This is a genomic window from Kitasatospora sp. NPDC056446 (assembly GCF_042796115.1).
Lineage (GTDB): Bacteria > Actinomycetota > Actinomycetes > Streptomycetales > Streptomycetaceae > Kitasatospora.
Window position 1 is genome coordinate 103225 of sequence record NZ_JBHTRF010000002.1, and the last position, 20134, is coordinate 123358.

General features: G+C 74.1%; 19 protein-coding genes. 5 read left to right on the forward strand and 14 right to left on the reverse strand.

The annotated features are described in order from the left end of the window. Window positions 1-69: 69 nt before the first annotated feature. The 3 genes from ACFQ6N_RS02055 to nth are packed head-to-tail and all read right to left on the reverse strand — an operon-like array spanning window position 70 to window position 2922. Window positions 70-1254, reverse strand: a complete 1185-nt coding sequence (locus tag ACFQ6N_RS02055) for a MarP family serine protease (protein WP_380646246.1) — start codon at window positions 1252-1254, stop codon at window positions 70-72. A gap of 46 nt (window positions 1255-1300) precedes the next feature. Beyond that, on the reverse strand, window positions 1301-2044 hold the full coding sequence (locus ACFQ6N_RS02060) for an NUDIX hydrolase (RefSeq protein ID WP_380646247.1): 744 nt from the start codon (window positions 2042-2044) through the stop codon (window positions 1301-1303). Continuing rightward, window positions 2041-2922 (reverse strand): endonuclease III, encoded by an 882-nt coding sequence (gene nth / locus ACFQ6N_RS02065; RefSeq protein ID WP_380646248.1) that lies wholly within the window; start codon window positions 2920-2922, stop codon window positions 2041-2043. The genes ACFQ6N_RS02060 and nth overlap by 4 nt, the downstream gene beginning before the upstream one ends. 122 nt (window positions 2923-3044) lie before the next feature. On the opposite strand from nth, the gene ACFQ6N_RS02070 reads away from it, so the two are divergent. After that, entirely contained in the window at window positions 3045-3671 is a 627-nt protein-coding gene (locus tag ACFQ6N_RS02070) for a DNA-binding response regulator (protein ID WP_380646249.1), read from the forward strand. A 58-nt stretch (window positions 3672-3729) separates the two neighbouring features. On the opposite strand, the gene ACFQ6N_RS02075 is transcribed toward ACFQ6N_RS02070, so the two are convergent. The 5 genes from ACFQ6N_RS02075 to lanKC form a co-directional block, all read right to left on the reverse strand. Then, on the reverse strand, window positions 3730-5469 hold the full coding sequence (locus ACFQ6N_RS02075; RefSeq protein ID WP_380646250.1) for an ABC transporter ATP-binding protein: 1740 nt from the start codon (window positions 5467-5469) through the stop codon (window positions 3730-3732). Then, window positions 5466-7265 (reverse strand): ABC transporter ATP-binding protein, encoded by a 1800-nt coding sequence (locus ACFQ6N_RS02080; RefSeq protein WP_380646252.1) that lies wholly within the window; start codon window positions 7263-7265, stop codon window positions 5466-5468. Before ACFQ6N_RS02080 ends, ACFQ6N_RS02075 begins: the two co-directional genes overlap by 4 nt. Before the next feature lie 175 nt (window positions 7266-7440). Further along, window positions 7441-7557: a SapB/AmfS family lanthipeptide gene (locus tag ACFQ6N_RS02085; protein ID WP_380646253.1), complete on the reverse strand. Its 117-nt coding sequence runs from the start codon at window positions 7555-7557 to the stop codon at window positions 7441-7443. Window positions 7558-7635: 78 nt separating this feature from the next. Beyond that, entirely contained in the window at window positions 7636-7752 is a 117-nt protein-coding gene (locus ACFQ6N_RS02090) for a SapB/AmfS family lanthipeptide (protein WP_380646254.1), read from the reverse strand. A 126-nt stretch (window positions 7753-7878) separates the two neighbouring features. Beyond that, window positions 7879-10491 (reverse strand): class III lanthionine synthetase LanKC, encoded by a 2613-nt coding sequence (gene lanKC, locus ACFQ6N_RS02095; protein ID WP_380646255.1) that lies wholly within the window; start codon window positions 10489-10491, stop codon window positions 7879-7881. 472 nt (window positions 10492-10963) lie between these two features. On the opposite strand from lanKC, the gene ACFQ6N_RS02100 reads away from it, so the two are divergent. Both ACFQ6N_RS02100 and ACFQ6N_RS02105 read left to right on the forward strand, forming a co-directional pair. Continuing rightward, window positions 10964-11665: an ABC transporter ATP-binding protein gene (locus ACFQ6N_RS02100; protein ID WP_380646256.1), complete on the forward strand. Its 702-nt coding sequence runs from the start codon at window positions 10964-10966 to the stop codon at window positions 11663-11665. Window position 11666: 1 nt separating this feature from the next. Next, window positions 11667-14204 carry an ABC transporter permease gene (locus ACFQ6N_RS02105; RefSeq protein WP_380646257.1) on the forward strand — a complete coding sequence of 846 codons (2538 nt, stop codon included), beginning with the start codon at window positions 11667-11669 and terminating at the stop codon, window positions 14202-14204. Window positions 14205-14250: 46 nt separating this feature from the next. Here the strand turns inward: ACFQ6N_RS02105 and ACFQ6N_RS02110 are convergent, their stop codons facing one another. Then, the gene (locus ACFQ6N_RS02110; RefSeq protein WP_380646259.1) at window positions 14251-15363 is read right to left on the reverse strand and encodes a histidine kinase; all 1113 of its coding nucleotides are present in this window, start codon (window positions 15361-15363) and stop codon (window positions 14251-14253) included. 307 nt (window positions 15364-15670) lie between these two features. Here ACFQ6N_RS02110 and ACFQ6N_RS02115 point away from each other — a divergent pair, with 307 nt between their 5' ends. Further along, a complete protein-coding gene (locus tag ACFQ6N_RS02115; RefSeq protein ID WP_380646260.1) occupies window positions 15671-16288 on the forward strand; it encodes an RraA family protein in 618 nt (205 codons plus the stop codon). A 328-nt stretch (window positions 16289-16616) separates the two neighbouring features. After that, on the forward strand, window positions 16617-17291 hold the full coding sequence (locus tag ACFQ6N_RS02120; RefSeq protein WP_030060009.1) for a Crp/Fnr family transcriptional regulator: 675 nt from the start codon (window positions 16617-16619) through the stop codon (window positions 17289-17291). A gap of 107 nt (window positions 17292-17398) precedes the next feature. On the opposite strand, the gene ACFQ6N_RS02125 is transcribed toward ACFQ6N_RS02120, so the two are convergent. The 5 genes from ACFQ6N_RS02125 to ACFQ6N_RS02145 all read right to left on the reverse strand — a co-directional run bounded on the left by ACFQ6N_RS02125 (window position 17399) and on the right by ACFQ6N_RS02145 (window position 20055). Then, entirely contained in the window at window positions 17399-18232 is an 834-nt protein-coding gene (locus tag ACFQ6N_RS02125; protein WP_380646261.1) for an MBL fold metallo-hydrolase, read from the reverse strand. Continuing rightward, complete coding sequence (locus ACFQ6N_RS02130) at window positions 18229-18402, reverse strand: hypothetical protein (protein WP_380646262.1); 174 nt, start codon at window positions 18400-18402, stop codon at window positions 18229-18231. Before ACFQ6N_RS02130 ends, ACFQ6N_RS02125 begins: the two co-directional genes overlap by 4 nt. A 100-nt stretch (window positions 18403-18502) precedes the next feature. After that, window positions 18503-19369 carry an NUDIX hydrolase gene (locus ACFQ6N_RS02135; RefSeq protein WP_380646263.1) on the reverse strand — a complete coding sequence of 289 codons (867 nt, stop codon included), beginning with the start codon at window positions 19367-19369 and terminating at the stop codon, window positions 18503-18505. A 63-nt stretch (window positions 19370-19432) separates the two neighbouring features. Continuing rightward, a complete protein-coding gene (locus ACFQ6N_RS02140) occupies window positions 19433-19900 on the reverse strand; it encodes a RidA family protein (RefSeq protein ID WP_380646264.1) in 468 nt (155 codons plus the stop codon). Then, the gene (locus ACFQ6N_RS02145) at window positions 19897-20055 is read right to left on the reverse strand and encodes a hypothetical protein (RefSeq protein WP_360205529.1); all 159 of its coding nucleotides are present in this window, start codon (window positions 20053-20055) and stop codon (window positions 19897-19899) included. The genes ACFQ6N_RS02140 and ACFQ6N_RS02145 overlap by 4 nt, the downstream gene beginning before the upstream one ends. Window positions 20056-20134 lie beyond the last annotated feature (79 nt).

Below are 20134 nucleotides of genomic sequence, written 5' to 3' on the forward strand. Positions count from 1 at the left end.
GCCGCACCGGTGGCCGGACCGACCCGGGCAGCCCCGCCCCGGGCCGGACAGCCAGCCGCCGGCCTCCGGTCAGAGCGCGCAGCCCTGGGTGTCCACCCGGGCCGTCGCGGCGCTGCCCTGCTGGGCGTCCTCGCGCACCTCGGCCGCGGTCAGCACGTAGCCGGTGTCGGCGCTGTCCAGGGACTTGGCGAACACCACGCCGTACACCTGGCCGTCCGGGGTGAGCAGCGGGCCGCCGCTGTTGCCCTGGCGGACCACCGAGCGCACCGAGTAGACGTCGCGCACCACCTGGCCGCGGTGGTAGATGTCCGGGCCGTTGGCCTGGATCCGGCCGCGGATGCGGGCCGGCTGGACGTTGAAGGCCCCGTTCTCCGGGAAGCCCGCCACGATCGCGCTGTCGTTGGTCTTGGCCTCGCCCGCGAAGGACAGCGCGGGCGCGTTCAGCTTGGGCACGTCCAGGACCGCGATGTCGCGCTGCCAGTCGTAGCGGACCACCGTCGCGTCGTACAGCTGGCCGACGCCGCCGATCTGCACGGTCGGCTCGCTGACGCCGCCGACCACGTGGGCGTTGGTCATCACCCGGTGCGGGGCGAACACGAAGCCGCTGCCCTCCAGGGTCTTGCCGCAGGAGGTCGCGGTGCCCATCACCTTGACCAGGCTCTGCTTGGCCCGCGCCACCGCCGGGCTGGCGGCGAGCGCCGGGTCGGGGGTGTCGACCTGGGTGATCGGCTCGTGCTCGAAGGGGTTGAAGACCTGCGGGAACCCGTTGCGGGCGAGCACCTTGGAGAAGTCCGAGAACCAGTTCGGCGCGTCCGAGGGCAGCGCGTTCTGCACACCGCCGAGGATCGCCGAGGAACGGACCTGCTTGGAGACGGTCGGCAGCGAGGCCCCGGCCAGTGCCGACCCGATCAGCCAGGCCACCAGCAGCATCGAGACCACGTTCACCACCGCGCCGCCCGCCGCGTCCAGCACCCGGGCCGGACGGCGGTCGATGTGTCCGCGCAGCTTCCAACCGAAGTGCGCGGTGATCGCCTGGCCGACCGCGGCGAGGACGATCACCACGACGACGGCCACCACCGAGGCCGTCGTACCGGGGCTCAGGTGGTCGAGCAGCAGCGGCAGCAGTTCGACGGCCAGCAGGCCGCCGCCGAGGAAGCCGACCAGCGACAGGACACCGACCACGAAGCCCTGCCGGTAGCCCGAGACGGCGAATCCGACGGCAGCGGCGATCAGCAGCACATCCAGGACGTTCACTCCGACACCCTCCCACGGCCCGCGGGCCCGACGGGCCGAGGGCCGGTCACGGGGCTCCGGCGTCGCCGCCCGGCAGCACGCGGGAGTGCTCGAGGTCGCCCTGGACCAGGGCCAGCGCGTCGTCCGGGAGGTCGACCACCCGGGACGGGTCCCAGGGCAGCTCCAGCCCGCTGTGGTGCAGCACCCGGTCGATCACCCCGGCGGTGAAGCCCCAGACCAGCCGGCCGGCGACCGTGAAGGCCGGGCCGACGTGGCCGGACGGCTGGCGCAGCCGCACCCGGTTCGCCGGATCGGCCAGGTCCGCGATCGACACCCGGAAGACCGCGCCGGTCTCGCCCTGGTCCACCGGGTGCACCGGCGACTCCTCGCGCCACCAGCCGAGCACCGGGGTCACCACGAAGCTGCTCACCGGGATGTACAGCCGGGGCAGCGCCGCGAACACCTGCACCCCGGCCGGGTCGAGGCCGGTCTCCTCCCAGGCCTCGCGCAGCGCCGCCGCGATCGGGCCGGGGCCGTCCGGGTCGCCGTCCTCCGGGTCCAGCGCACCGCCCGGGAAGGACGGCTGTCCGGCGTGCGAACGCAGCGAACGGGCCCGCTCGATCAGCAGCAGGTCCGGGCCCTCCGGCCCCTCGCCGAACAGCATCAGCACGGCCGCCGCCCGGCCGCCCTCGACCGGCGGCAGGAAGCGGCTCAGCTGCTCGGGCAGCACCCGCTCGGCCGCCTCCCGGACCGGCTCCAGCCAGGCCGGCAGGGCGCCCCGCTCGATCCCGTCGATCCCGCGCGCGGTCACTCCGCCACCGCCGGGTCCGCGGCCTGCCCCTGGTGGGCGGCGGCGTCGGCGCGGGCGGCCGCCTCGCCGGGGAAGTCCGCCGGCGGCCTCAGCCGTTGCCCGGGCTGACCGCCCATCTCGTACTTGAGCAACTTGCGCGCCTTCTCCGGGTCGGTCACGCCCTCGCCGTACGCGGGGCAGAGCGGTGCGATCGGGCAGGCCCCGCAGGCCGGCCTCTGGGAATGGCAGATCCGGCGGCCGTGGAAGACCACGCGGTGCGAGAGCATCGTCCACTCCGACTTCGGGAAGATCTCGGCGACGGCCGCCTCGACCTTCACCGGGTCCTCCTCGGCCGTCCAGCCGAACCGCCGGGCCAGGCGCCCGAAGTGGGTGTCGACGGTGATCCCGGGGACCCCGAAGGCGTTGCCCAGCACGACGTTGGCGGTCTTGCGGCCGACGCCCGGCAGGGTCACCAGGTCGGCCAGACGGCCCGGGACCTCCCCGCCGAACTCGTCGCGCAGCGCGATCGACAGGCCGATCAGCGACTTCGCCTTGTTCCGGAAGAACCCGGTCGGGCGGATGATCTCCTCCAGCTCCTCCGGGTTCGCCGCCGCCATGTCCTCCGGCGCCGGGTACTTCGCGAACAGCGCCGGGGTGGTCTGGTTCACCCGCAGGTCGGTGGTCTGCGCCGACAGCACGGTGGCCACCAGCAGTTGGAAGGGGTTCTCGAAATCCAGCTCCGGGTGCGCGTACGGGTACAGCTCCGCCAGCTCACGGTTGATCTTCCGGGCCCGCCGCACCATCGCCAGGTGCGACTCGGGCTTGCGCGGCTTCACCGCCGCCCGCCCCACCGGGCCGGCCTTCGGCGCCGCCGCTTTCCGGACCTTGCTCTCTGCCATGCACGAAGGCTACGCCGACCGACGGGTCGAGTGGAGCGGATCACGTGCGGAAAACGGGCTTGGCCAGGGCGTGTTGTCTAATGAAGGGTGGGTGTGGCAGTTACCTGACAGGGGGATGCGGGATGATCAGGGTCCTATTGGCCGAGGACATGAGCATGGTGCGCAGCGCGCTGATGGCACTCCTCGCGTACGAGGACGACCTGGAGGTCGTCGCCGACGTGGACCGCGGGGACCTGGTGGTACCGACCGCCCTGGAGGTGCGGCCGGACGTCGCGGTGCTCGACATCGACATGCCCGGGCTGGACGGGCTGCGGGCGGCGGCCGAACTGCACGAGAAGCTTCCGCAGTGCGGGACGCTCATGCTCACCGGGCTGGCGCGCCCCTCGCACCTGCGCAGTGCGCTCTCCGCCCATGTGCTCGGCTTCCTCGGCAAGGACGCCCCGGCCGAGGAACTGGCCGCGGCGATCCGGAAGGTGGCCGCCGGCGAGCGCGCCATCGACCCGGAGCTGGCGGTGGCCGCGCTGGGCGCCCGGGAGAACCCGCTGACGCCGCGGGAGCTCGACATCCTGCGGCTCGCCGCGGAGGGCGCCTCGGTCGGCGAGATCGCCGCCCGGCTCTTCATCTCGGCGGGCACCGCCCGCAACCACCTCGCCGCCGCGGTGTCCAAGACCGGGGGGCGCAGCCGGGTGGACGCGATCCGGATCGCCGAGGAGATGGGCTGGCTGTCCGTCGGCCCCCGGCGCGACTGACGCCGGGCTCGGACCGGGGCCCGTGTGCACGGTCCCGGTTCGACCGCCGACGGAACCGTCAGGACCCTCGAACGGCGTCGGCGGAGCCCCGCCAGTGGCCGTTGAGGTCGCGGTAGAGCCCGGACTGCGCCAACAGCTCCTCGTGACTGCCCTCGACCGCCTCGGTCCCGTCCATCACGAGGACCCGGTCGGCCCGCAGCGCCGAGCTCATCCGGTGGGCGATGACCAGCAGGGAGCCCGGCCGACGGATGAAGGCCTCCTCGGCCCGTGCCTCGGAGGCCGGGTCCAGGTGACAGGTCGCCTCGTCCAGGACGACCAGCTCGGCCGGGGACAGGTATGCCCGGGCCAACGCGATCTGCTGGCGTTCACCGGCCGAGAGCGTGTCGGGCGCGATCATCGCCTGATGGCCGCCGAGCCGTTCGACCAACTGTTCCAGGCCGATGGCGGCCACTGCCCGGTCCAGGTCCTCCGGCCCGGCCCCGGGGCTGAGGTAGCGGAGGTTCTCGTCCAGGGTTCCGGTGAAGACGTAGGCCTCCTGGGGGATCAGGACGCGTCGGCGAGCGAGCTCGGCGGGGTCGTCCGACAGTGGGCGCCCACCGAGGCACACCTCGCCGCCGGTCGGCCGGAGAAGTCCGGCGATCAGGCCGGCCAGGGTCGACTTCCCGATGCCGCTGGGCCCGACCACCACCAGGTGCTCCCCCGGGCCGATCGACAGGTCGAGGTCGCGGACCACCGGCTCGGCGCCGGGGCCGTAGGCGAAGCTGACCCCGCTCAGCTCGACTCCGTACGGGCCGTGCCCGCGGGCAGCGGACCCGGGTGGCCGGGCAGCGGGTTCGGGCGGAACGGAGCCCAGGACGCGCCGCAGAGTGACCGCCAGTCGTACGCCGCTGCCGCCCAGGCCCTGGACCAGCGTCTGCAACGCGGGTTGGAGGCCCTGCATGACGTAGGTGACGGAACCGAGCAGAGCACCGGCCGTCACACCGTGGCCGGTCAGCCAGGAGGCCGTGGACAGCAGCAGGACCAGCGGCAGCCAGCCGCCGACGGCCAGTACGAGGGTCCGGTTGGCGGTCAGCCGGGCGACCCGCCGCGCCGCCAGGGCCTGCCGGTGGACCGCGGCCGAGAGCCGGTCGCCGGTCCACCGCTCCGCGCCGGCCGCGCTCACGTCACGCAGGCCGCCGATGACGGCGCCCGCTTCTGCGGCGAGCCGCTCGTCGGCGAGCAACAGCTCCCGCTGCCCCTCGGTCGTACTGCGGAGCATCAGCGCCAACAGGCCCGTCGCGGCGAGCAGCGGCGGCAGGACGACGACCAGGACCAGCGGCTCCAGGAAGCACATGCCCAGCAGGGCACCGCCGACGCTGAAGACGAACCGGCGGACGACCATGGTGATCCCGGCGTACGCCTCGCGCACGATCTCCACCTGTTGGGTCAGCCGGGCCACGCCCGAGGTGTCGGGCCGGCCGGGTGCCGCCTGCGCCGTACGCAGTCCGCCGACGACGACCCGGCGGACCAGGTCGTCCCGCAGCGGTTCCACCAGGGCCGCCAGGCGCGGGTAGACCTGGCGGGTCGCCCACGCGCCGACGAAGACGGTGGCACCGAGCAGTACCAGGCAGGCCATGCCGACCGCCGGGCGGCCGGCTCCGAAGCCGGAGTCGACCGAACCGGCCACCAATCGACCGGCGGCGAACCCGGGCAGCGCCTCGACCGTCGACCACAGCGCCAACCAGCCGACCACACGCGGACGGCGGCGCAGCGGGGCGAGCAGTTCGGTCCGGAGAGACACCTCGGGCGTCGCGTTCACGCGCCCACCTCGGCGGGGTCGGTCCGCGCGTCCTCGTGCCGGTCCGCGCGCCCGGCCTCGCCGGCGGGCGGGTCGGGCCGGAAGACGGCCCGGTACTCCGGCAGAGCCCAGAGCTCGCTGTGCGGCCCCACCCGCCGGATGCCGCCGCCCTCCAACCAGGCCACCGAGTCGCACCGGGCGGCGGTGGAGGCCCGGTGGGCGACGATCAGACGGGTGCGGCCCGCCAGTTCGGTGGCGAGCGCGCCGCTGACCCGGAACTCGGTCACGGTGTCCAGGCTGGAGGTCGCGTCATCGAGCACCAGGACCCGGCCCTGGTGCGCGAACGCCCTGGCCAGTCCGATCCGTTGGGCCTCACCACCGGACATCGGCACCTCCCGCAGGTCTGTCCGGTAGCCCTCCGGCAGCCGCTCGACGAAGGCATCGATGCAGGCGGCACCGGCGGCCCGGACGATCCGCTGCCGGTCCGGAGCGGCCACGTCGGCGAGCGCGACGGCCTCCTCGACCGTCCCTCCCAACAGGGCCGGACGTTCGAAGGCGTACCCGATCGCGCCGCGCAGTTCCTCACGCGACAACTCGGACAGCGGCACTCCGTCGAGCAGGACCGTGCCACGCTGGGGGTCCGCCAGTCGTCCCGTCACCGCGGCGAGCAGGGACTTGCCGGTGCCGGAACGGCCCACGATCGCGAGTGACGTTCCGCCCGGCACATCGAGATCGAGCTCGTCGAGCAGCGTCCGGCCGTCGACCCGCACGGTGACCCCTCGCAGTTCGACCCGGCCGGGGCCCGCCGGAAGCGACCTGGTGCCGTACTCCATGGCGGGCTCGGCGAGCACCTCCCGGAGGCGTCCGGCACCGGCCCTGGCGCGGGCGAGCCGGCCGAGGAACATGGCGGTCATGCCGACGCCGGCACCCAGGGCGGCGTAGCGGGAGGCCGCCAGCATCTCGCCCACGGTGACCCGGCCGGCGGCCAGCCCGAACCCGGCGACGGACAGCACGGCGACCTCCAGCAACGGCACCAGGAGGGCGCTCTGGGCCGCGACCTTGGTCTGCGCCCGCCAGAAGCCGTGCCCGAGTGCGCTGAGCTCCGGGAGCGGGCGCAGCACGCGCTCGGCCTCCCGGTCCGTCGTACCCGCCGCCGCGATGGTCCGCATACCGCCCAGGGCCTCGACGAAGCCGGCGGCGATGGTGCCTTGGACCTTCTGGTAGCGGGTGATCAAGGCCGACATGTCCTGGGCGTACGAGCGCAGGAAGAAGACCAGCGCGGGCAGGGCGGCCAGGAAGGTCAGCGCCAGCCACGGGTCGATCAGCCAGAGCGCGACCACGCTGGTGAGGGTCGGCAGGACGGAGAGCGCTGCCCACACGGCCGCCTCCGCGGCGGCGCCCGCGTCGGCGGCGCCACCGATCAACCGGGCGGTGAGGTCGCCGGGGTCGAAGCGGGCGGTGGCCCGGCCGCCGAGGGTGAGCAGGTGGGCGAGTTCGGCCCGGCGCAGCCAGGCGGTGCCGGTGGCGGAGCAGCGGCCCGCCGCGAGGTCGGACACCACCTCACAGGCGATGAACACGGTGATCACCACCGCGCAGGTGGTGATCCGCCCGTCACCGCCGCGGCCGGCCGTCGCACTGTCCACAGCGGCGCCGACCACCGCGGGCAGCAGCACCTGGGCCAGCACGCTTCCGAGTGCCGACAGCAGCAGCAGAACGGCCCAGCCGCCGGCACGCCGTACCGCGTGCAACAGAAGCCGGTCGGCGGCCCGCCCGGTCGACGGCTCGGCCCGGTCGGGCGCTGCTGGGGAGTGGGTCATCGCTCTGCCCGTCCGGATCGTCTCGGGTCGTCACGGGTCGTCACGGGTCGTCGTGGTGGGCTGCGGATGCCGCAGCGGGGCGCGTCGGCGGTGCCAGGGTGAAACGCGCCGCCCGGGCCTGGGCGGGTACCCGCCCAGGCCCGGGCGGCCTAGCCGACCCTTGGGTCAGTCAGCGTCAGTTGCACCAAAGCCAGCTGGAGTTGGAGCAGTTGTTGCTGTCGCCGCTGCCCATCGGAGCCATCTCCTCGGCCTCGGCCGGAAGCTCCATCGTCTGCAGGTCAAGCAGTGCCATGGTCCTGTCCTCTCTGGTGTGTCGTACGTGGACGGTCCGTGCTGTGCGAGGTGTCGCGACCCGGCCCGAAGGGCAGGGTCAGTTGCACCAGAGCCAGCTGGAGTTGGAGCAGTTGTTGCTGTCGCCGCTGCCCATCGGAGCCATCTCCTCGGCCTCGGTGGGGAGTTCCATCGTCTGCAGGTCGAGCAGTGCCATGGTTCGTTCCTTCCTCTGGATTCGGTCTTGCCCATGCGGGCACCCTTCCCGGATCGGAAGGGCGGTCGGTGGGGTGGCCCGCGGGCGGGCGCGCGGGCGCCGGCCGGGGCCGTGGGGTGGGGCGGATCAGGAGGTCCGGGCCGGCCCGAGGAAGGGCAGGTGGACCGAGGGGCCGCCCAGGGCCGCGCCGAGGGCGAGCAACACGCCCGCGGAACCGGTCGCGAGGTCCGTCGACAACCTCAGCAGTTGTTCCCCGGGGTAGGCGAGACGGCCCTGGTAGGCGAGCGCGTGCAGGGAGAGCGCCCTGATCTGCGCGGCCACGTCCGGGTCGTCCGCCGGCCTCGGGAGCCGGGACGTCGAGGCGAGGTGCTGCAGGATGCCGGCCCGACCGTTGAACAGGCCGGACAGCACGTAGTGCTCGGACTGCGAGGAGATCCGCACGCCGTCGGCGGCGATGCGGAACTGCTCGTCCTCGCGGTGCGCCAGATAGCGGTCCAGGACGATCGCCAGACCCGCGCTTCCGGTCGCGAGGTAGGGCATCGAGCGCCAGCCCTCGTTGATGTGGACCGCGCCGTCGGTGCGGGTCAGGCAGCGGCGCAGGTCCTGCCGCAGGGCGGTGGCGGCCAGATCCAGGAACGCCCGGTCCCGGGTCTGCTCGTACAGCCGGACGAACATCAGCGCCGGCCCGGCGGACCCGCGCATGAGCCCGGCGTGCGGGTGGCGTCCGCCGCTGGTCTCGGGCACGCTCTCGGCGCCGCCGAGCCGCCCGGCGACCAGGTCGGCGGCCCGTAGGGCGGCTTCGCGCAGCACGGACTCGCCGGTGGCGTCGGCGAAGTGCGCGAAGTTGAGCGCGAGGCCCGACAGGCCGCTCTGCAGGTCACTGCCCAGGCTCTCCCAGCCTTCGGCCAGGCAGAGTTCCAGGATCTTGAGCGCATCGGCGCGGTGACCGAGCAGGTCGAGCACGTGGGCCACGCCGTGGAGGCCGTCGTAGAAACCGAGCCGGGCCCGCGCGTTCTTGCGCAGGGCATGGTCCAGCAGCCATTGCTCGTGCTGCGGGAAGCGGCCGGCGCCGGTCACGTCCAGGGCGTACAGCACCCCGGCGGCGCCGTGGGCGAGGTTGAGCCCGCCCGTGCTGAACTGCTCGACGTCACCGGGGAAGAGACGGTCGTCCCGGTCCGGGGTGGCGCTCGCCAGGATGGCCCCGGCCAGCGAGTCGCGGGTACGGGCCCAGTCGGCCCGGTCCGGCGTGGGCAGCGGCAGGACCGTCGGGTCGAAGACCGTCGCGGAGGTGCCGGTGGACGGCGGCCCGTCCGGTCGCTCCGGGTCCGCCGGGCCGAGTACGTCCCGCACCGCGGCGTCGAGGAACTCCGGCGGCACCGGGAAGCGCAGGGCGATCTCGTCCGCCAGGTGCCGGGCCTTGCCGAGGCTCTGGCGGAGCATCGCGGTGAGCGGCATGAACATCGCGAGCCTGAGACAGCCCAGGGCGTAGCGGTCGATGGCGAAGCCGGTGCGGTCGCGCGGCGCCGCGTAGGCGGGATTGCCGAGCGCGGGCTTGGTCTCCGCCTCCACCGGGGACGCGACCTCGTAGTCGATCAGCGCGACGCCGCCGTCGTCGCGGACCAGGATGTTGAACGGGTGCAGGTCACCGAAGACCACGCCGCGCCCGTGCAGTGCGTCGACCGCCGCCTCGACCGCCTGGCAGATCCCGATCGCCCAGTCCGTGTACTCGGCGATCTCCGCCCGGTCCGTCCGGGACTTGTTGTACGGGTAGCGCCGACCGAAGAACTGGTTCAGCGGCCGGCCGTCCAGGAACTCCTCGACCAGGAAGTGGTGGTCGCCGACCTCGAAGTAGTCGATCACCCTGGGCACGACGCTCAGCCCGGCGAGCCGTTCCAGGACGGCCCGCTCGTGCCGGAGCCGGTCGACCGCGTCCTTCCCGTCGTTGGTCAGGCCGGCGTGGGCCCGGGCTTCCTTGAGCACGATCCGCTCGCCGGTGCGGGTGTCCACCCCGCTGTAGATGCCGCCGCCGTTGGAGAAGTGCAGCACCTTCTCGATCCGGTACGGCAGGCCTTCGACGGTTTCCCGCTTGCGGGCCTCCAGCTGGGGCACCAGGAAGTCCGGCAGCTCCACCCACTCGGGTACATGGAAGGCCGGCTCACGCCTGTCGGGCACCAGCGTGCCGTCGGGCGCCTCGATGGCCTGGACGAGCAGGCCCTGGTCGGAGACCATGTGCCGCTCGGCGAAGCCGCCGTAGCGCACGTACAGCGGGCCGGCGTTCCACCGCAGGTCGCTCAGGATGTACGGGCCGGCCTCACCGCCGATGCGTGGTTCCAGCGCGTCCAGCACGGCCTTCAGCTGGGCCTCGTCACGCGGGTAGACGGTGACGAGCTTTCCGCTGGACCCCCGGTGCGCGTACTTCATGTTCCGCGTCTGCAGGATGTGCCGGCCGGACAGGTGCTTGAACGGGATGCGCTCGGCGTAGCAGTAGGCCGACACCTCATCGAGGATCCGGTCGGCGTTCTGCCCCCGGCCGGAGGTGTGGATCTTCCAGCCCTGCTTGGGCAGCGGCTCGCCGCCCTCGGGGCGGTGGACCACCCAGTCGCCGTGCTCGATCCGGCTCCACCCGTCGGGCACCGGCCGCCCGGAGAGGGCGAAGTCCAGGCCCTCCTCCTTCAACTCGGTGGGCGAGTCGAAGAAGGTCGGATCGGCCATACAGTACACGTCGTAGTGCTTGGACATTCGCCACCCCCGTGACTTATCCGAAAAATTCCGAATTACCCTGAACGGCAACCACGAATACACCGAGATTCGTCGGCGAGAAAAGCAGGACCACCGATGGAAAGTCGGACACGGAACGGGTCCTGCGTGTCGACCCGACTTCCCGCTGTCCGCATGCGGTCATTTCGAACAAGGTCGATCCTTGCACCCGAACGGAAGTTTGGCCACGCCGTACTCCATGGAACGCACCATGCGATTCGCATGGGTCCTGCCGTGGATTGTCCATCCCGTGTCCGTCCCGGGCGGCCGGCCGCCCGGGACGGACGGCGCGACCGTTACACCGCCGTGCGGATTTGGCTAGGCTGGCCGCCGATAAGGGGCAGGGCGTCATACCGAGGAGGGGATTCCCGTTTTCTCGCGGACCGCGGATTCCGGCGAACCGGAACAAGTCCATTCCGCTTCCGAACCGGACCCGGCGGTCCGGCTCGACGGAGTGAGCAAGGTGTACGGGCAGGGGGCGGGGGCCGTGCACGCCCTGCGCGGGGTGTCGATGGAATTCCGGCGTGGTGGGTTCACCGCGGTGATGGGGCCGTCCGGCTCCGGGAAGAGCACTTTCCTGCACTGCGCTGCCGGGCTCGACCGGCCGACCTCCGGGCAGGTCCGCCTGGCCGGCCGGGACCTGGCGACGCTGGGCCAGAACGAGCTGACCCTGCTGCGGCGGCAGCGGATCGGTTTCGTCTTCCAGGCCTTCAACCTGCTGCCGGCACTGACGGTGGAGCAGAACATCACCCTGCCGCTGCGGCTGGCCCGGCGCCGGGCGGACAAGGCCTGGCTGGCGGAGATCGTCGAGCGGACCGGTCTGGCCGAGCGGGTGCGGCACCTGCCCTCCCAGCTGTCCGGCGGCCAGCAGCAGCGGGTGGCGATCGCCCGGGCCCTGGTGACCCGGCCGGAAGTGGTCTTCGCGGACGAGCCCACCGGCGCGCTGGACAGCACCACGGGCGCCGAGGTCCTGCGGCTGCTGCGGCACGTGGTGGACGGGCTGGGCCAGACCGTGATCATGGTGACCCACGACCCGGTGGCCGCCTCCCACGCGGACCGGGTCTTCTTCCTGGCCGACGGCAGCTTCGCCGAGGTCCTGGACGGGCCCACGCCGGAGCGGGTCGCCGAACGGATGACCCTGCTGGGAAGGCGTTGACATGCTCCTCCTCGCCTGGCAGACGGTGCGGGCACGGAAGGCCGGCTTCGCCGGTGCCTTCACCGCGCTCGCCTTCGCCCTCGTCCTGACCGCCGCCTGCGGGGTCCTGCTGGAGTCCGCCCTGCGGACGGGCACGCCCGCCGAGCGCTACGCGGCGGCCCCGGTCGTGGTCGGCGGCTCGACCCGCGTCCCCGACGCCGGACCGCTTGCCGACCGGCTCGCCGAACTGCCCGGCGCCGCCGCGGCCGTCCCGGAGGTCTCCTTCCCGGCGGCGGCGGTCACCGCGGACGGGAAGGTCCTGTCCGGACCGCAGGGCGGCCCCTCGCTCGGGCACTCCTGGGCGAGTGCCGTCCTGGCCCCGTTCCGGCTGGTCTCCGGCCGTGCCCCGGCCGGGCCCGACGAGGTGGTCCTGGACGCCGCCACGGCCGCCCGCGCCGGGGTCTCGGCCGGCGGCACCGTACGGCTCGCCACCACCGAGGCGCCGCGCGGGTACACGGTGGCCGGACTGGCCTCGCCACCGCAGGAGTCGTCCCGGCAGAGCGCGCTGTTCTTCAGCACCGAGCAGGCCGCCCGGCTGGCCGGGACGGCCACCGGCGCGGACGCGATCGGCATCACCGCCAAGGAGGGGGCCGACCTTCGGGCCCTGGCCGAGCAGGCCCGGCAGGTGCTCGCCGCGGCCCGGCAGCAGGACGGCGACGGGCACTCGTCCGGGCCCAGGGTGCACACCGGCGAGGAGCGCGGCGAGTTCGAGTTCGCCGACGCGCCCGGGCCCGGGGACGGCCTGTCCTCGCTCGCCGGGACGATGGGCGTGCTGTCGCTGTTCGTCTCGGTCTTCGTGGTGGCGGGGGCGCTCGCGCTCTCCGTCCGGCAGCGGCTGCGCGAGATGGCCCTGCTGCGGGCGGTCGGCGCCACGACCGGGCAGGTGCGCCGGATGATCGCGACGGAGACGCTGGTGCTGACCGTCGCGGCAGCGGTCGTCGGCCTTCCGCTCGGGATCGGCCTGGCCGCGCTGCTGCGGGGCGAACTGGTCGACCGCGGGATGGTCGGCTCGGACGTGCCGCTGCACGTCGGGCCGGTCGCCCCGCTGACCGTCCTCGGCGGTGTCGTCGTCACCGCCCAGCTGGCCGTCTGGGCGGCCGCGCGCCGGGCCTCCCGGGTCGAACCGACGCAGGCGCTGCGCGACTCCTCGGCCCCGCCGCCCGGCGTCGGACGGATCCGGACCGGACTCGGACTCGCCACGCTCGCCGTCTGCGGCGCGGTGCTGGCCGGCTCGACGGACAGCCGCAGCGGCGCCGGCACGGCCGAGGGCATGGTGCTGGTGCTGCTGCTCGGGGTGGCTCTGATCGGGCCGCTGATCGGCCGGGTCGCCGCCGTGGCGATCGGCGGTCCGGTGGGCCGGCTCTTCCCGGTCGCCGGGTTCCTCGCCTCCGCCGCCCTGCGGGCGCAGCCGCGCCGCTTCGCGGCCGCCGTCACCCCGCTGGTGCTGGCGGTGGCGTTCACCGGCACCGTGCTGTTCGTCCCCGTCGTCAAGGCGCGGGCCAACGTCGCCGAGGACGGCCGGCGCCTGTCGGCCGACCACGTGGTCCAGGCGGGCGGCATCGGTCTGCCGCCGGAGTTCGCTTCCGCCGTACGGCAGTTGCCCGGTGTCGGGGCGGCCGGCGGCCTGGCGTCCACCACGGTCACGGTGTCCGCGGGCACCGGCGGCAGCACCGCCACGCAGGGGGTGGACGCCCGGGTCGTCGACCCGCAGGGGCTGGGGCAGTTGGTCGACCCCGGGGTGACGGCCGGTTCGCTGGACCGCCTGCGCGGCGGGACCATCGCGCTGGGACAGCGGGCGGCCTCCCGCCTCGGCGTCGGCGTCGGCGCCACGGTCCGGATCGCGTGGAAGGACGGCACCGGCGGCACCGCCACGGTGGCCGCCGTCTACGACCGCGACGCTCGGTTCGCCGACGCGCTGCTGCCCACCGACCTCGCCGCCGCCCACACACCGCACCTGCTCGCCACGACCGTCCTGGTCCGCTCCGTCCCGGGCGCCGACCCGCGGCAGGTGGGCCGGGAGCTCCAGGGCCTCACGGCGGCCTACCCGATGGCCCGGGTCAGCGACCGGGCCGCGTACGACGCGGCACGGCAGCACCAGCAGGAGGCGGCCACCGCGGTCGGCCGGATGCTGCTCGGCATCATCAGCCTGTTCACCGCCATCGCCGTCGTCAACACCCTGGTGATGGCCACCAGCGAGCGGCTGCGCGAGTTCGCGCTGCTGCGGCTGGTGGGCACCACCCGCCGCCAGGTGCTGCGGATGATGGCGTGGGAGGGCGGGATCACGGTCGCGGTGGCGCTGGCCCTCGGCGCGGCGGTCACCGCCGCCGTCCTGGTCCCGGTCAGCCTCGCGCTCACCGGGACGGCCTGGCCGTCGCTGCCGGCGAGTTGGGAGGCCGCGGTGCTGGGCGGGGCGGCGCTGCTGGGGCTGGGCACCGTCCTGCTGACCACCCGGCTGGCGCTGCGCAGGGAGCCGGTCGAGGCGATCGGGGCGCGTGAGTAGCCGACCGGCCCACCGCGGGGGGCGGCCGGGCGCTCCCCGGGACCGGTCAGGCGGCCTCGGGGGCTCTGGCGGGCCCGGCCGCGCGGGCCGCGGTCCGGGCGGCCGGGGCTCCGACGACCGCCGAGAGGCGGAACCACCCGGACCCGTCCTGCTCGACGGTCAGCCGGCCGCCGACGGCCAGCAGCCGCTCGGTGAGGTTCTCGATACCGTGGCCGCCTCCCGGCCGCCGCGGCGCGCCGTCCGCGGGGACACCGTCGTTGGACACCACCAGGCTCACGGAGCCGAGGGCGTCCCGGTCGGCCAGGATCTCGCAGCGCCGGGGCACGCTGTGCCGCAGCATGTTGGTGACCGCCTCCCGCACCACGGTGGCCAGCACCGCGTCCAGTTCCGGCCGCAGCACGCCGCAGTCGAGGTCGGCGGTGGCGCTGATCCCGGCCGCCCGCAGTACCGAGACGGCCGAACGCGACTCCCGTGCCAGGGACATCTGGAGGTCGCCGCTGGAGATCCAGCGGGTGTCCGACATCGCCTGGCGCACCATCGCCAGCACTCCGGCCATCTCCGCGCGGGCCCGCTCCGGGTCCTCCACGGCCAGCCGCTCCGCGAGTTGGCACTTCAGCGCCGCCACCGAGAGGCTGTAGCCGAGCAGGTCGTGCAGGTCGCGCGCGACGCGCAGCCGCTCCTGGTCCACCGCGCGCTCGGCCAGTTCCATCCGGGCGGCCCGCAACTCGGCCGTCAGGTCGGCGAGTCGGGCCACCCCGTACACGACGATGCCGCCCACGGCGGTGGAGACGGCGGCGTTGACGCACTGGCCGACGTTCCCGCCCAGGGCCGCGCAGAGCGGGTACTGGCCCGCCACCAGGGCGGCGAAGAGGAGCCAGGAGCGGGGCAGGGTCACGGTCAGCAGCACCGACCCGGCGAAGGAGCCGGGGATGCCCACCCACGAGCCGTCGAACAGCAGGAACGGCAGGTAGGTGAGCACCCCGTGGGCCACGAGGCTCCACGGCCACCAGAGCCGCTCCAGGCGCCACGGCCCGGCGTGCATGATCTGGAAGCCGAGCAGGACCACCAGGACCAGGACTGCCGGGAGTTGGTAGGCCAGACCGTCGTGGTTGCGGACCGTGGCCACCACCGAGGCGGTGAAGAAGCCGACCGCCACCATGACGACGATGCCCTGGGTGAGCCGTGACAGGGGGTCGCCGGCCCCCTGAGGCGTTCTACGCCGGCCCGGCCACCCCGAGGGGAGATCGTCGTCGGTTCGGTACGCACTGTGTCCCAAGGAGAGCTCCCGGTAGACGATTCGACCCGCCGTGGGCGCGCGCGGGGCCCGGTGAGCACACGGCGCGACCCCCCACGCCCCGCCAAGAGCATAGTTCCCGTCAGCAATCTTCCGCTAACACTCCGTTATTGGCCGGAAATGATGGAGTTCGACCGCCGACGACCCGTGTCCGGACCGGAGAATGAGAACCATGGACGCGGACTTCGAAGACATCCCCACCACCACCCTGGCCGACCTCCTGGGCCGCGGCCGGGTCATGGACATCGGGCTGCGCCCGCTCTGGGCGGGCATGCCCCGGGTGGCCGGCCCGGCGTTCACCGTGCGGTGCCCGCCCGGCGACAACCTGATGCTGCACGCCGCGATCCACCGGGCCGAGCCGGGCTCGGTGATCGTGGTCGAGTCCGGCGACCTGGACTACGCGCTGGCCGGGGGCAACGTGTGCGCCGTGGCGCAGCGCCGCGGTGTGGCGGCCTTCGTGGCCGACGGCCTGATCCGGGACCTCGGCGAGGTGCGGGAGGCCCGGTTCCCGGTCTTCGCCCGCGGGGTGATCCCGATCCCCGGGACGAAGAAGGCGCTGGGCACCCACGGCGCCCCGGTGCGCTGCGGCGGCGTCCTGGTGGCGGCCGGCGACCTCGTGGTGGCCGACGAGGAGGGCGTCGTGGTGGTGCCCGCCGCCGAGCGGGAGCGGATCCTGGAGGCGGCCCGGGCGAAGCCGGCCAAGGAGGCCGCCGAGACCCTGGACGCCTGGGAGGCGGAGCACCGCGCCCGGATCGACCGGACCCTCGCCGAGCTGGGTTTCGAGGGCTGACCGCCGGGGACCGAGCTGGATTTCGGGGGCTGACCGCCGGGGACGGCCGTCCCGTCCACCGGGACACGCCCGTGGTCCACGTGCGTACGACGGTCGGCGGTTCACCGTTCGACCAGGGCGGCCGGACGTTCGAACAGCAGGGCTTCCGGGGCTTCCGCCGCCCGCCCCGGCCGATGACCGCCGGTACGAATGGCCCCGCACCGCACACCTCGGCACACCCCCTCCTCATATGATCGGAGCGACATGCGCCATGCTTGGTGATGCAGAACACTGAACGGAACTTGCGCCGGACGGCCCACCCGCCGGACGGCCGAGAAGGAGGAAGCACGTGGACGACGTTCTGCGGCGCGCCGCACTCTTCGCGGCACTCGACGACGAACAGGCCGGCGAGCTGCGCGCTTCCATGACCGAGGTCACCCTCGCCCGTGGGGAGTCGCTGTTCCACGAGGGCGACCCGGGCGACCGGCTGTACGTCGTGGCGGAGGGCAAGGTCAAGCTGCACCGCGCCTCCCCGGACGGCCGCGAGAACATGCTGGCCGTCCTCGGCCCCAGCGAGATGATCGGCGAACTGTCGCTCTTCGACCCGGGCCCGCGCACCGCCACCGCCAGCGCGCTGACCGAGGTCAAGCTGCTGGGCCTGGGCCACGGCGACCTGCAGCCCTGGCTGCACGCCCGGCCCGAGGTCTCCATCGCGCTGCTGCGGGCCATCGCCCGCCGACTGCGCCGGACCAACGACGTGATGTCCGACCTGGTCTTCTCCGACGTGCCCGGCCGCGTCGCGAAGGCCCTGCTGGACCTCTCCCGCCGCTTCGGCGTGCAGTCCGACGAGGGCATCCACGTCGCCCACGACCTCACCCAGGAGGAGCTGGCCCAGCTGGTCGGCGCCTCCCGCGAGACGGTCAACAAGGCGCTCGCCGACTTCGCCGGCCGCGGCTGGCTGAAGCTGGAGGCGCGCGCGGTGGTCCTGCTGGACGTCGAGCGGCTGTCCCGCCGCTCGCGCTGACGCACCGAACGCCGAAGGGCCCGTCCGTTTCCGGACGGGCCCTTCGGCGTTCCTCCCGCGGCGGCGCGGGAGGAACGGCGGGGCGGAAGGGCCGGCGGGCCGGGCGGTCAGTCGCGCTCCGGGATCAGCCCGTGCTCCTCCAGGTAGTCCAGCTGGGCCCGGACGGACAGCTCCGCGGCCGGCCAGAGCGCCCGGTCCACGTCGGCGTAGACCCGCTCCACCACCTCGATCACGGTCCGACAGCCCGCCTCCACCGCGGTCTCCACCTGGGCGAGTCGGTTGGCCCGGTGGGCGAGGTAGTAGTCGACGGCGCCGAGCGCGTCCGCGAGAACCGGGCCGTGGCCCGGCAGCACGGTCCGCACGCCGTGCCGGGAGGCCATCGTGTGCAGCCGGCGCAGCGAGTCCAGGTAGTCGCCGAGCCGTCCGTCGGGGTGGGCGACCATCGTGGTGCCCCGGCCCAGCACGGTGTCGCCGGTGAGGACCGCACCGTCCTGCGGCAGGTGGAAGGTCAGCGAGTCCGAGGTGTGGCCGGGGGTGCCGACCACCCGCAGGTCCAGGCCGCCGACGTCCAGGCGCTGGCCGTCGACCAGGCCCTCGGAGCCGAGCCGGTGCGCCGGGTCCAGGGCCCGCACATCACTGCCGGTGAGCTCGGCGAAGCGGGCCGCGCCCTCGGAATGGTCGGCGTGGCCGTGGGTGAGCAGGGTCAGCGCGATCCGCTTGCCCCGCTCCTCGGCGAGGCCGATCACCCGGCGCAGGTGCTCCTCGTGCAGCGGGCCCGGGTCGATCACCACGGCGAGGTCCGAGCCCGGCTCGGAGAGCAGCCAGGTGTTGGTGCCGTCCAGCGTCATCGGCGAAGGGTTCGGTGCCAGCACGCACAGTGCCCGAGGGGTGGCCTCGCCGCCGACGGCGGCGGCGGGGTCGCCCGGCAGGAGTCCGCTCACCGGTCGGCCTCTCCGTCCCGGTGCAGGGCCCGCAGCGGCAGTGCCCGGACGAGGGCGCGCTGCGCCACCTCGACGAACGGGACCTGGCCGACACAGGCCGGGGTACGGGGGATCAGGCGGCGGGCGGGCATCTCGGGTGCCGTCCGGCGAGCCACGTCACTGTGGGTCATCGGGCGTCGGTCCTTTCTCTGCGGTACTGCGGGATCCGGGTCTTGCGGGGTCCTGGTCCTGCGGGGTCCTGCTGCTGCGGGGTCCTGCTGCTGCGCGGGGTCAGGAGTCCTCGGGGAACTCCCCGTCGATGGTCAGCTCGTCGTAGCCGGGCCAGCGGACCGTCATGCGGTCCCCGCGGACCTCGGCCCGGCCCAGGACGGGTGCCAGCGGACGGCCGGCGGCCGCGGCCAGCGCCTCGGCGGCGGTGCGCACCGGCGACAGCTCGCGCAGCACCGTCACGGTCGGCGGCAGCATGCCGAACCGGCCCTCCTGGTAGCCCCGGACCGCCTCGGCCGGGCTCAGCCAGGCGACCCGGTCGGCCTCGCCGACCTCCAGGGCCGCGCGCTGGCCCGCCGGCAGGGCCGCCACGAAGAACCAGGTGTCGTAGCGGCGCTCCTCGAACTCCGGGGTGATCCAGCGGGCCCAGCCGCCCAGCAGGTCGCTGCGCAGCACCAGGCCGTGGTCGCGGAGGAACTCGGCGAAGGACAGCTCGTGCGCCTCCAGCGCGGCCCGCTCGGCGGTCCAGTCGCGCGGCGCGGCGACGCTCCGCGCGTCCGGGCCGGCCAGCAGCACGCCGGCCTCCTCGAAGGTCTCGCGGACGGCCGCGCAGACCACCGCCCGGGCCGTCCTGGCGTCCACCCCGAGCCGGTCCGCCCACTCCTCGGGCGTCGGCCCGGCCCAGCCCGGCTCGACCTCGGCGTCCCTCGGGTCCACCCCGCCGCCCGGGTAGGCGTACATCCCGGCGGCGAAGGCCATCGAGGTGCGCCGGCGCAGCAGGTAGGCCTCCGGCCCGGCGGCGGCGTCGCGCAGCAGCACGACGGTGGCCGCGCGCCTGGGCACCGGCGGGGTGAGCACGCCGGAGTCGACCGCCCGGATCCGGGCAGGCCAGCCGGGCGGCATCGGGAGCGTCGTCGCTCGATGGTCCATGCCCGGATGCTAAGCGCACGAAGGCGGGGACGGCCAGGGCCGGCCCCGCCTCGGTGATCGGACTCAGTCGTTCTTGACGCGCACCTGGAGCTCGACCTCGACCGGGGCGTCCAGCGGCAGCACCGCGACACCCACGGCGCTGCGGGCGTGCACGCCCGCGGCGCCCAGCACCTTGCCGAGCAGCTCGCTGGCGCCGTTGACGACGCCCGGCTGCCCGGTGAAGTCGGGGGCGGAGGCGACGAAGCCGACGACCTTGACGACCCGCTCGATCCGGTCGAGGTCGCCGATCACGGACTTCACGGCGGCCAGGGCGTTCAGGGCGCAGATCTGCGCGAGCTCCTTGGCCTCCTCCGGGGACACCTCGGCGCCGACCTTGCCGGTGCTGGGCAGCTTGCCGCCGACCACCGGGAGCTGGCCGGAGGTGAACACGAACTCGCCGGACTGCAGGGCCGGCACGTACGCGGCGACCGGGGCGGCCACCGGCGGCAGGGTCAGGCCCAGCTCGGCGAGCTTCGACTCGACCTGGCTCATGCGCTCTTCTCCCGCTTGAAGTAGGCCACCAGCTGCTCCGGGTTCGGGCCGGGCACGACCTGGACGAGCTCCCAGCCGTCCATGCCGAAGTTGTCCAGGATCTGCTTGGTCGCGTGCACCAGCAGGGGCGCCGTCATGTATTCCCACTTGGTCATGGCCAGACTCTAGACGAGCGGCCCCGGCGGACGCCGCCGCGCGGGAGGCGGCGTGTGAGGTGGGGCACAAAGAGGGCAT